The sequence below is a fragment of the Chlorobaculum thiosulfatiphilum genome, from assembly GCF_006265165.1.
GTDB classification, from domain to species: Bacteria; Bacteroidota; Chlorobiia; order Chlorobiales; family Chlorobiaceae; genus Chlorobaculum; species Chlorobaculum thiosulfatiphilum.
The window spans coordinates 17,460-29,795 of sequence record NZ_VDCH01000006.1 but is presented as its reverse complement, the minus strand read 5'-3'; the positions used below and the strand labels follow the sequence as shown (position 1 = coordinate 29,795).

At 60.0% G+C, this 12,336-nt stretch carries 7 protein-coding genes and 1 tRNA gene; 6 read left to right on the top strand and 2 right to left on the bottom strand.

The features are described from left to right. Positions 1 to 583: 583 nt before the first annotated feature. Positions 584 to 1,372, top strand: a complete 789-nt coding sequence (locus FGF66_RS04415) for a PEP-CTERM sorting domain-containing protein (RefSeq protein WP_170181210.1) — start codon at positions 584 to 586, stop codon at positions 1,370 to 1,372. Positions 1,373 to 1,538: 166 nt separating this feature from the next. On the opposite strand, the gene FGF66_RS04410 is transcribed toward FGF66_RS04415, so the two are convergent. Further along, positions 1,539 to 1,612 (bottom strand) — tRNA-Cys (locus FGF66_RS04410). A 128-nt stretch (positions 1,613 to 1,740) separates the two neighbouring features. Here FGF66_RS04410 and FGF66_RS04405 point away from each other — a divergent pair. Continuing rightward, on the top strand, positions 1,741 to 2,568 hold the full coding sequence (locus FGF66_RS04405; RefSeq protein WP_139456485.1) for a nitroreductase family protein: 828 nt from the start codon (positions 1,741 to 1,743) through the stop codon (positions 2,566 to 2,568). A 10-nt stretch (positions 2,569 to 2,578) separates the two neighbouring features. Here FGF66_RS04405 and FGF66_RS04400 read toward each other — a convergent pair whose 3' ends face one another. Then, entirely contained in the window at positions 2,579 to 3,271 is a 693-nt protein-coding gene (locus FGF66_RS04400) for an SOS response-associated peptidase (RefSeq protein WP_139456484.1), read from the bottom strand. Positions 3,272 to 3,506: 235 nt separating this feature from the next. Here FGF66_RS04400 and fxsT point away from each other — a divergent pair, with 235 nt between their 5' ends. The 4 genes from fxsT to FGF66_RS04380 all read left to right on the top strand — a co-directional run bounded on the left by fxsT (position 3,507) and on the right by FGF66_RS04380 (position 12,335). After that, complete coding sequence (gene fxsT / locus FGF66_RS04395) at positions 3,507 to 5,861, top strand: FxSxx-COOH system tetratricopeptide repeat protein (protein ID WP_139456483.1); 2,355 nt, start codon at positions 3,507 to 3,509, stop codon at positions 5,859 to 5,861. 52 nt (positions 5,862 to 5,913) lie between these two features. Continuing rightward, a complete protein-coding gene (locus tag FGF66_RS04390) occupies positions 5,914 to 7,125 on the top strand; it encodes a DNA recombination protein RmuC (protein ID WP_139456482.1) in 1,212 nt (403 codons plus the stop codon). Positions 7,126 to 7,401: 276 nt separating this feature from the next. Continuing rightward, positions 7,402 to 8,661: an exonuclease SbcCD subunit D C-terminal domain-containing protein gene (locus tag FGF66_RS04385; protein ID WP_139456481.1), complete on the top strand. Its 1,260-nt coding sequence runs from the start codon at positions 7,402 to 7,404 to the stop codon at positions 8,659 to 8,661. Further along, positions 8,658 to 12,335, top strand: a complete 3,678-nt coding sequence (locus FGF66_RS04380; RefSeq protein ID WP_139456480.1) for an AAA family ATPase — start codon at positions 8,658 to 8,660, stop codon at positions 12,333 to 12,335. The genes FGF66_RS04385 and FGF66_RS04380 overlap by 4 nt, the downstream gene beginning before the upstream one ends. The last annotated feature ends 1 nt before the right edge of the window (position 12,336 follow it).

Below are 12,336 nucleotides of genomic sequence, written 5' to 3'. Positions count from 1 at the left end.
TCTCGGCCTGAACAGGCTGAAATATGCTGGCGCTTGAAATTTTACGTCAAACTATCGAATTTCAGTGCAGCTCGCTTGAACTCACCTGCATCATGGGTGCAAATTAACTAGTGAGCTTCAAGAAAAATGATCGTAAAATATGTGTTAATTGCACGTATTTAAAGCTTTTAACAAGTTAAAGGCAGACGAAGCCAAAGCTCTTGCGCAGACCTCTTCTCCAGCAAATGGAGAGCAAAAGCCCCTGAATCTCCATTCCATTCGCCCCTCTTTTTCTCCCGATTCCTCAAAAAATCCTCAACCATTGAGCCTCTTGTTTTCATGTTACAGAGGTTTGTTTCTGGTTTTTACTGCGCTATAAATACGCTTTTTTGTTTGCGTTGGTGGATTTTTGGTTGTTGATGTACTATTTGTGTGCACATATAATTCATATGCATTATGCGTTGATTTATAAATATTATTTGTATATAAATCGCGTTCGTCAACCAAATTTTCAGTACACATCAACCAGACAGACATGAAAAAGCAATTACTTGCTACTCTGTTTATGCTTGGATGCTTCGGCATAACCAGTCAGACCTATGCGGTGCCTGTCCTGAACACGATCACGCTCGATGATATTGCTCCCACTCCCGGTTCGTCGGCCACGAAACTCCCTGACGGGGTTTTGCAGCTCACCGATAACAGCCTGAGCGACCCGGAATATCAGATCGGTTCAGCTTACAGCACCTCTCCAGTCGGAATCGAAACCTTCAACGCCACGTTCAGTTTTCAGTATTCCGGAACTTATCCTGCTCACGGAAGCGCCGACGGGATCGTGTTCGTCATCAAAAATCCCGCCAGCGCGACCTCCGGAGGTGATGGCGGCGGCCTTGGTTACGGTACGATCACGACCGGCAATGGCTCGTACGCCGGCATTCCGAACAGCGTCGGCATCGAGTTCGACAACTGGTACAATCCTGAGGTTGGAGACCCGAGCAGCAATCATATCGGCATCAATGTCAATGGCTCCGTGGTCAGTCAGGGTACCGTTGACATTTCGCCAGAGTTCAACGGCAGCGGGCCGTGGTATGCCTGGGTCGATTACGATGGCAGCCTGTTGTCTGTGAGCGTCAACCAGACAAATCTGAAGCCCGATTCCGCCATGCTTTCGTACAACATCGGCAACATACAGTCGGTTATCGATTCGCCAGCGGCAACGGTCGGCTTTACCGGATCGACTGGTTGGGCGACGCAGACGCAGCAGGTGCTGTCATTTGATTACAACGACCCTCCGCGCGCAGTGCCGGAGCCTGGCACGGTGACGCTGCTCGGCATTGGCGGCGCTCTCGTCTCGATCTGGACGAGAAGAAAGAGGCTGGCGATAAGCGATTGAGCCTCTCGATGGCCGCCTCGATTCACTGATGACAACTATCACGTTAAACCCTTTCCTGGCGCTCGCCTCGAAGGGGTTTGCCTTTTTGGAGCATCGCGTCATTGCTCTCGATGCCGCGTTTCGGACAATAAAAAAACCCCTGCTTTTACAGGGGTTTTGGGGGTTCTGGAGGTGAAGAGCGGATTCGAACCGCTGTACGAGGTTTTGCAGACCTCTGCCTAGCCACTCGGCCACTTCACCAAAGTGAACCTAAGGTAAGAAAAAAATCGTTTTTACAAAACTGCGACTTTTTTCATTTTTGGAAACCCGGCCCGGGCGCTCCCGGCGGGAAGGTCAAACGATATGGCAATACAGAATTACAACGCTTTATGATCGATTTCATGGTTGACAGGGAAAAGTGTACGCAGTGCGGCCAGTGCGTGGGGGATTGCCCGTCGCGCATCATCGTGATGGATGGCGAGGGGTATCCCGCGATTGCGCCCGAAAAGGAACCCTTCTGCCTCAGGTGCGAGCACTGCCTGGCGATCTGTCCGGCGGGAGCGATTTCGATTCTCGGCTACAGGCCGGAAGAGAGCCTGCCCCTCGCGGGTGGCTATCCCGATCCGCTGCAACTCGAAACGCTCATCAAGGGAAGGCGCTCGGTGCGCCGATACAAACCGGAAAACCTCGATGCCGCGCTGATGCAGAAGCTGCTCGACGTTGCGTGGCACGCGCCCACCGGCGTGAATTCGCGCCAGGTACGCTTCACCGTGCTCGACGACCGCACGAAGGTCGCCCGCCTGCGCGACGAGGTGATGGAGGGGCTGATGCGGCTCGACAGGGAGGGGAAATTGCCCGCCGCGAAAGCCTACTACGCGAAGTTCGTGAAGATATGGGAGAAGCACAAGGTCGATCTCGTGTTCCGGGACGCGCCGCATCTGGTCATCGCGTCGGCCCCGAAAAGTCTCTCGACGCCAAAGGAGGATTGCCTGATCGCGCTCGCAACCTTCGAGCTGTACGCGCAGGCTTGCGGCGTCGGCACACTCTGGAACGGCATCGCGAGCTGGGCTATCGACGAGATGCTGCCCGACATTCGCCGAAGCCTCGCCATTCCGGACGACCATCTTTTCGGCTACGCGATGCTCTTCGGCAAGCCGGCGGTGCGCTACGCGCGAACCGTGCAGCACCGGCCGGCGCTGATCCATCGCGTACCGTAGCGCGGTCGCGTCACGAAGCAGATTCGGCGACGCGCTCGATGCAGTGCGGGTCGTCGTTGCGGGGATTGTTCACCCTCGTCGAAACCGGCCAGAGGTCGAGCACGTTGTCATCCGCCGGGTCGAGAAGCTGCACGGCATCGCGGTTCGAGGAGTCGAGCCAGGCCGACCACTCCTCCTCTTCGAGAATCACCGGCATCCGGTCGTGCACCGGCTTCATCTCGCGGTTCGCACCGGTGGTGACGATTGTGCACGAGCAGAGCGGCAGCGACGGCGGGCCGGGAGGCCGCCACTCGTCCCACAGCCCCGCCAGAGCCATCGGGCGATTGTCCTTCCGGCGGATGTACCACGGCTCCTTGCGCTGGTCGGCAACGGGCTTCCATTCATAGAAGCCGCTCGCCGAAACGATGCAGTGTCGCCGGTTGAGCATGTGGTGGAAAAATGGCTTGACGGCGAGGCTCTCGGCTCGGGCGTTGATCGGGCGGTTCTTCGGCATCTCCTTCGACCAGTGCGGAATCAGCCCCCAGCGGGCCATGCCGAGCCGGTAGCGCCTGTGATCGCCGAAGAGCGTCACGATTTCGCTGCCGGGCGCGATGTTCCAGCTTTGCCGGTAGCCGAACCCCGGCGCCTCATCGAAAGGCAGTTCGAGCTGCCGGAGCTGCTCGATAAAGTGGCTCAGCTCGAAAAATCCGAATCGTCCGCACATGGTCGTGATGGTTTACTTGTCACCGCTTCATAAAGCATACAAAAAGCGTCGAGGGGTTGCAACCCTCTTGCAATGGCGCAACTTCTGCCATATCGTCCACTGCGTTCTATTCGATCGATCACTCCGCTCTGTCTGATTCTTTTATTCTCTCTTTGAACCCCGCCGTAATTTTTGCGCCATTGGCTATCTTCAGAAAAGTGTGAGTCTGTATGCGCAACCCCATTCTGCCAATCGCATGGATTCTGCGGATAAAGCAAAAAAGGATTTCTTCATCAGCTACACCGGTGCTGATGAACAGATCGCGTCGTGGATCGGCTGTACGCTCGAAGATGCGGGGTACGACGTTGTTTTACAGGCGTGGGATATGCGGCAGGCGGGGAGAAGCGTGATCGGCAATATCGACGAGGCCGCGATCAATTGCGCCCGCACCATTGCCGTAATTTCTCCAGAATACTTCGCCTCGAAGTTTACCGTGCCGGAATGGCAAACTGCGATGCACAGCGATCCGACGGGCCAAAAAGGATTGCTGATTCCGGTGATTGTTCGTCCGCACGAGATCGACGGCGTGATGAAGCGGTTGGCCTATATCTCGTTTATCGGTCTCGACGAAGATCAGGCGGAGACTGCGCTGCTGAATGGCGTCAGCACTGACAAGCGTTTCAAGCCTGCGACCAAACCGGCGTACACTCTCAACCGGGCGAAGAAAAAGCCTCGCTTTCCCGGCACATTGCCCGATCATCACAATCTGCCGCATCGCAATCCGAACTTTTCCGGTCGCGAACAGCTCTTGCTCAATCTTCGGGAATCGTTGACCAAAGGGCAGAAAACCGCCCTGACGCAGCAGGCGTTGTACGGGCTGGGCGGGATTGGCAAGACGCAGCTTGCTGTCGAGTATGTGTATCGGCACAGCGCGTCGTACGAGGTGATCTGGTGGATTCGCTCGGAGGAGCCTTCGACGCTGGCGAGCGATTACGCGGGGCTGGCTCTGGAGCTGGATTTGCCGGAGAAGGAGGAGGCTAACCAGGCGCTGGTCGTTCAATCTGTGATGAGGTGGCTGGAGCGCAACAGCGACTGGCTGCTGATTTTCGACAACGCCAGAGATGCCGATAGCATAAGGAGTTTTCTGCCCCGCTCGGCTATCGGCCACGTACTGATCACCTCCCGGAATCCCGACTGGAAGAGCGTCGGCAATCCATTGCAGATAGAGGTGTGGGAGCGGAGCGAGTCGGTCGAGTTTCTCTTGAAGCGAACCGGGCGGACGGATGACGCGGGGGCTGATGCGCTCGCCGAAGCGCTCGGCGACTTGCCGCTCGCGCTCGAACAGGCGGCGGCTTATTGCGACAATAAAAAGAAGAGTTTTGCGGATTATCTGACGCTTTTCAACACCCGGAGAGCGGAACTCTGGAATCGGGAAAAAGCGCCGGATGGTTATCACGACACCGTTGCGACAACGTGGAGTTTGGCATTCGAGGAGATTCGTAAAGTTCCGATGGCCGAAGAGTTGCTGTCGCTCTGTAGCGTCGTCGCTCCAGACGCCATTCCCCGAACGCTGCTCAATAAAGCGCTAGCGGACTATACTAAAGCTGTGAAAAAAGCTAAAAGCGTCGATGAGTTTGTGATCGACGAGGCTTATGAGGCGTTGCGCTCCTATTCGTTGATAACGCTTGAAGAAAAGTTCGTCACTGTTCATCGCTTGGTTCAGTCGGTTGTGCGTGATCAGATGGGTGACGATTTTATTGTCCAATATCGGCAAGTTATGGTGCAGGCTTTGGGTGAGCAATTTCCGCAAGAAGGATACCGAGAATACTCATGCTGGGTGGAGTGTGCAATGTTGTTACCTCATGCGCAGACATTGCTTGAAGATGACCAGTACGATCATGATGTGGTTTGGTTAACTCGATCTTTTTTACTCGGTGGATTGGCCGGGTATCACTATGGCCGAGGATTATATGCAGAAACTGAACCATTATTGCGCCGTTCATTGGAGATCACTGAAAAACAGCTTGGACTCGATCATTTTGAGGTGTTAAAAACATTAAATAATCTTGGATTGTCGCTGAAGTCTCAAGGAAAGTATCAAGATGCAGAAGAATTGATTCGTTGTGTGCTTGAGATCAAAGAAAAAAATATGGATATGGACGACCCGTCTATAGCGACAAGTCTTATCAATTTGGCCACAGTGCTATTAGATCAAGGTGAAATCATTGAAGCAGAAGTATCACTGAGGCGTGCTTTGAAGATAAGAGAAAATCTGTATGGTTTGGATAATCCTGATGTAGCATTGAATCTGAACAATCTGGCTGAACTGTTGCGATTAAAGGGTGAAAATGGTGAGGCAGAGCCTTTGTATCGTCGATCTTTGGCGATAAGGGAAAAGCATTATGAACCGGATCATCCCCTTATTGCAACATCTCTTAACAATCTGGGGCTATTGCTTACAAGTGAAGGCAAGTGCTCAGAAGCTGAGCTGCTACTTCGTCGTGCACTGGCGATATGTGAAAAACAACTTGGTAGTGATCACCCCAATACCCAAACTGTAAAAGCGAATCTCGACACGCTTTTGCGACTGATGCAAAGCGCTCAGGATTGATTCTGCGATACCTTGCTGATACTATCATCCAACCACAATCTCCAATCCACCCATGACCTCGATTCTCGTCATTCTCCTGCTCGTTATCCTTATCGCGGCGCTTGGGTTTCTGCTTCTGCGCAGTCAGCGCGAGTCGCAGGCGCTTTCGGTCGAGAATGCGCGGTTGGTGGCGGAGGTGGAGCATGAGCGGGAGCGGGGGGCGTCCGTATCCGAGGCGCGGCGGGCGGATGAGGCGCGGTTGCAGGCGACGCTGGAGAATCTGGCGAACCGGATCGTGGAAGAGCGGGGGACGGCGCTTTCGGAGCAGCACCGGCAGCGGCTCGACGGGCTTCTGGAGCCGTTTCGCTTGCAGCTCGACTCGTTCCGGCAGCGCGTCGATGAGGTGCATCGCAGCGACACGGAACTGTCGGCGCGGCTGCTCGAACAGGTGCGGCAGCTTCAGGAACTGAACCATCAGGTGAGCGACGAGGCCAACAACCTCGCGCGGGCGATCAAGGGCGAGAGCAAGAAGCAGGGCGACTGGGGCGAGCTGATCGTCGAGCGGCTCTTCGAGGCGTCGGGGCTGGTGAAGGGGCGCGAATACACCGTGCAGGAGAGCGACCGTACCGGCGACGGGCGGCTGGTGCGGCCCGACTTCATGGTGCGCCTGCCGGGCGAGAAGGCGGTGGTGGTCGATGCCAAGGTGTCGCTGACCGCCTACGAACGCTGGTGCGGCGAGGAAAACGAGGCCCGCCGCAGCGAGGCGTTGCGCGAGCACGTGCAGTCGGTGCGGCGGCACGTGGCCGAGCTGGAGCGCAAGGATTACGCCGCGCTCCGGGGCAACCGCACACTCGACTTCGTCATCATGTGCATCCCGCTCGAACCGGCCTACCAGGCGGCGATGCAGGCCGATCCGTCGCTCTTCTACGATCTGGCGGGGCGGAACGTCGTCGTCACCGGCCCGGCCACGCTTATGATTACGTTGCGCCTCATCGCGCAAATCTGGCGGCGCGAGAACGAAAACCGCAACGCCGAACTGATTGCCGACAAGGCGGGCCGCATCTACGACCAGGTGGTGCTGGTCGCCGAAGCGATGACCGACGCCCGCCGCAAGCTCTCCGGCGTTTCGGAGAGCTTCGAGCTCGCCATGAAGCGCCTCACCGAAGGCCGCGGCAACCTTGCCGGAAGAGCCGAGGAGATTCGCCGCCTGGGCGCAAAAGTCTCGAAAAAGCTGCCGCAAGAATTAATGGGCAATGAACAATTGACCATTGACAATGAAATGTAGGGGCAGGCCTCGCGTCTGCCCTGATGGTTTTTTCTTCGCTGTTCGATCCATTCGACGTATAAGACTTATAAGACTTATACGTCCTATTGTGGACGAAAATTGCCGGACGCGAACTCTTTTGTGTGGCTTTACTGTAAAGAGCTTTACAAAGCAAAGTATAAGCCCGTTTGTAGATTTTGCTGATAAATACCCCGGTTTTTGCCGGTCCGGCGCTTGGCGCTCCCGGCGGCGCTTCCTACATTGTGCATTATCCATCATCAATTCTCCATTTATCCCTTGTCTTTACGAATCCTTCATACATCCGATTGGCATCTCGGGCGGTCGCTGTTCGGGCGCAGCCGCCTGCATGAGTTCGAGGCTTTTCTCGACTGGCTGGCCGGAACCGTCGAATCGCGGGGCATCGAGGTGCTCGTCGTCGCGGGCGACATTTTCGACACCACCACGCCCGGCAACGCCACGCAGAGGCTCTACTACCAGTTCCTGAACCGCATCGCTCTCTCGCCCGATTCGCCGTGCCGCCATGTGGTCATCACCAGCGGCAACCACGATTCGCCGACTTTTCTCGATGCGCCGAAGGAGCTGCTGCGCTCGTTCGACGTGCATGTCATCGGCGCGGCGACCGGCGAGCTGGCCGACGAGGTGCGGGTGCTGCGCGACCGGCAGGGAAATCCCGAGGCGATTGTGTGCGCGGTGCCGTTTCTGCGGGATCGCGACATCCGCACGGTCGAGCCGGGGGAGAGTCTCGAAGACAAAATTCGCAAGCTCTCCGAAGGCGTGTCGCTGCACTACGCCGAAATTGCGAGGATAGCCGACGAGATCCGCAAGAGTCTCGGCGCGGAAATTCCGGTCATCGCGATGGGCCATCTCTTCACGGCTGGCTGCGTCACGGTCGAGGGGGACGGCGTGCGCGAAGTCTATGCCGGAGCGCTCTCGCTGGTCTGCTCGACCGCCTTTCCGCCTGTTTTCGACTATGTGGCGCTCGGCCACCTGCACGTGCCGCAGAAGGCTGGCGGCGAGGAACGGTTGCGTTACTGCGGCTCGCCCATTCCGATGGGGTTTGGCGAATCGAAGCAGCAGAAGCTGGTGCTTCAGGTCGATTTCGAGGGGCGCAAGCCAGCCGTCACGGAGATCAAGATACCCTGCTTCCAGCCGCTCGAACGCCTTGCCGGAAGCCTCGACGAGCTGAGTCTCTCGATCGCCGCGCTCCGGGCGGCGGGCAGCAATGCGTGGCTCGAAATCGACTATAGCGGCGACGAGCCGCCAGCAGTGGTGCAGGAGGCGATGGAAAAGGCGGTCGCGGGGTCGCTGCTTGAAATCCGCCGCATCCGCAACAACCGCCCGCTCCAGCAGGCGCTACGCCAGTCCGCCACGGACGAGACGCTCCAGCAGCTCGATCCCGTTGCGGTTTTCAGCCGCTGCCTCGATGCGTATGGAACCGACGAGTCGCTCCGCCCCGCGCTCCTGGAGAGCTACCGCGAGGTGCTCCGCTCGATCCGGGAGGAGGATGTCCTGGCCGAAAAGGAGGCGGGCCAATGATTATCCGGAAGCTCCGTTTCGCCAACCTCAACTCGCTGCAAGGGGAGTGGGAGATCGATTTCACCCGGCCCGAATATCTGTCAGACGGGCTTTTCGCGATCACCGGCCCCACCGGTTCGGGCAAGAGCACCATTCTCGACGCCATCTGCCTGGCGCTCTACGGCCAGACGCCGCGACTGCCAAAGATCAATGTCAGCACCAACGAGATCATGTCGCGCCACGCGGGCGAGTGCTTCGCCGAAGTGACCTTCGCGACCGCCGCCGGCGTTTTTCGCTGCCACTGGAGCCAGCACCGCGCCCGCCATCGTCGCGGAGGCGCATTGCAGGCGCAGAAGCACGAAATTTCCGACGCCGCGACCGGTACACTCATCCAGTCCAGAGTGCAGGAGACCTTGCAGGAGGTGGAGGCGCGAACCGGCATGGACTTCGACCGCTTCACTCGCTCGATGATGCTCGCTCAGGGCGCGTTCGCGGCCTTCCTGCAGGCTGATGCCAACCAGCGAGCGCCGGTGCTCGAACAGATCACCGGAACCGAAATCTACTCGGTCATCTCGATGAAGACGCACGAGCGGCGGCGCGACGAGCAGGCGCGGCTCGACCGGCTGCTGGTCGAATGCGAGGGCATCCGCCTTTTGAGCGAGGAAGAGCTGAAAGAGCGCGAAATCGAGCGGGCGGGCTGCATCGAAAAGGAGCGCGAACTGAGCGGCGAGGTCGAACGCGATTCAGCGGCGCTGCGCTGGTTGCAGGAGATCGCCCGTCTCGAAGAGTCGCTCGCGGCCATCGGCAGCGAAGCGGCGGCGCTCCAGACCGAGCGCGAGGCTTTCGGCACGGACGAGGAGCGGCTGCGGCTCGCCCGCAACGCCGCCGCCGTCGAGCCGCTGCATGCCGTGCTGACGCTGAAACGGGCACAGTTGCGGCGCGACAGCGAAGAGCTTGCGGCGAAGGAGGCGGGGCGACCAGAGGCCAAGCGCCAGCAGTTGGAGGCGGAAGCGCAACACGAAGCCGCCGGAAAAGCGCTCGCCTCGGCGCAGGAGAGCGTGGCGGCGGCGAGGCCGCTCATCGCGCAAGCGCGTCAGCTCGACGCCGTGATTGAGGGCAAGCGGCAGGAGGCCGGGCGGCGGAAGCGTGAGCTGGAGGCGCTCGAAGAGCGGCGCGGGCGGCTTGACGCCGAACGCACGGCGGCATCGGCAAACGTCGAGTCGGCGCGGAACGAGTTGCAGCAGCTCCGCGCCTGGCAGGAGGCGCACGGCGCGGATGCCTCGCTCGTTGGCGCGTTGTCGGGCATCCGACACGCCTTCGACGAGCTGCGCCCGGTGGCGGAGCGGGAGCTGGCGGCGGCCTCCGGCATCGCCACTGTCCAGCAAGCCATCGAGCAGTTGCGGGACGAGAGCGCCGCCATCGAGCTGGAGTCGAAAGCGTCGCAAGCCGCGTACGGCGAGGCACGCCGGGCGCTCGACGAGCGCAATGCGTCGTTTGCCGCTCTGCTTGGCGGCTCGACGCTCCGGGCGCTTCGCGGCGAACTCGATCTTCTGCGCGATCGCCGCCGCCTGCTCGAAGAGATCGTGGCGCTCTACAAGTCCGGCAAGGAGTTGCTGCCGAAAATCACCGAACTCGGCGCGGGCATCGAGGCGCTCGAAAGCAAGCGGGCGGACGCCATCCGAAAGCTCGAACATGCACGGGAGCTTCTGGCGCACACGGAGCGCGAGGCGGCGGCGCAAGAGAAGCTCGCGCGGCTGGCCGACCGGGTGCGCAGCCTCGAAGAGGAGCGCCGCCGACTCGTCGCCGGGCAGCCCTGCCCGCTGTGCGGTTCGGAGCATCATCCCTACGCCGGAGAGGCCGCTCCGCCGGAGAGCGACGACGCGGCGCTCGACGCGGCGAAGCGAGCCGTGCAGGATCGCTTGCGTGAAATCCGCGAGCTTGAAATCAGCGTCGCCGAGCGCCGGACGGAGATCGAACAGATGGAGCAGCGCCGCGACGACCTTGCCGCCATGCGCGAGTCGTCCGGGCGGCAGTGCCTCGCGCTGCTCGAAAAGGCGGGCATCGAAGCTCCGGCGCGTGAAGCCGAGCCGGTCGTCCTCGAAAATCTCGCGGAGAGCGGGCGCAAGGTTGACGAACTTGCCGGTCGCATCGAGCAGCTCGACCTTCTCGAACTGCGGATTCGCGACGACGAAGCGCGATTGCAGCAGCTCAGCGAAGCCGCACGAAACGACGAGCGGCGTCTCGAACAGGCCGCCGAGCGGCAGCGCTCGAACCGCCTTGACCTCGCCCGCCTCGAAGGCGAGCACGAAACGGCGCGGCGCGAACTCGTCGAGCGGCGGCAGCTCCTGCGCCGCCTCGTCGAGCCGTACGGCATCACGCTCGACGGCGAAATTGCCGAGCCGCTCGTCGCCGGGCTGGAAGCGCGGCGCGATGCGTGGCGGCGCGAGGAGGAGCGGGGCCGAAGTCTCGAACGATCCGTGCAAAACGGCGAAGCGTCGCTTCACAACTTCGCCGAGCAGCTCGCGGCGCTCGACGCCGATCTCGCCATGCGGCGCGAGGAGGTCGAGGCGGCTTTCGCCGGGGTTGAGGCCAGCACGAAAGAGCGGCTCGAACGGTTCGGCGAAAAGTCGCCCGATGCCGAAGAGGAGCGTCTCGAAAGCCTCGCGCAGGCGTCACGCGACCAGCTTGCCGCTTCGTCGGAATCGCTCAACGCCGCGCGTCAGGCGCTCGCCGTGCTCGACACTTCGATAGCGGAGTTGCTGCGCGGCGTCGAAGAGGAGCGCGAGGAGGCCGAGCGCCGCGAGGCGGAGTTCGGCGCGGCGCTTGCCGGGAAAGGATTCGCCGACGAAGCGGCGTTTGTCACCGCGTGTCTGCCGGAGGCTGAGCGCGAGCGGCTCGAAAGCGCCTCGTCTGCGCTGGAGCATCGCAAGCGTGACCTCGACCTCAAGCGCTCCGACCGCGAGGCGCGGCTGCGCGACGAGCTGGAGCGCCGCCTCACGGCGTCGTCCGCCGACGAGCTTGCGGCGCATATCGACGAGCTTCAGGAAGAGCTTCGCCAGGTGCGTGGGCGGATCGGGGCCATCGCGAGCCAGCTCGAAGCGCATCGGCAGGCGGCGGACGAGCATCGCATGAAAATGGCGGCGGTAGAAGCACAGAAAAGCGAGTGCCGACGGTGGGAGCTGCTGCACAATCTCATCGGCTCAGTGGACGGCAAGAGGTTCCGCAACTTCGCGCAGGGCATCACTTTCGACATTTTAATCGCTAATGCCAACAAGCAGCTCTCGCGCATGACCGATCGTTATGTGCTTTTCCACGATTCGGATCCAAAACGACAACCACTCGAACTCAGCGTGATCGACCAGTGGCAGGCTGGTGAAGTGCGTTCAACGCGCAACCTCTCGGGCGGCGAGAGCTTCATCGTCAGCCTCGCGCTCGCCCTCGGCCTGTCGCAGATGGCGAGCCGGAACGTGCGCGTCGATTCGCTCTTTCTCGACGAAGGGTTCGGCACTCTCGACGAAGAGGCGCTCGAAACGGCGCTGAAAACGCTCGGCAGCCTCCAGCAGTCCGGCAAACTGATCGGGGTCATTTCGCACGTTCCGGCGCTCAGGGATCGCATCGCCACGCACATCAAAGTCACGCCGCTCACCGGAGGTCGCAGCGCCATCGAAGGCCCCGGCGTCAGCGGCCCTGGGTGAC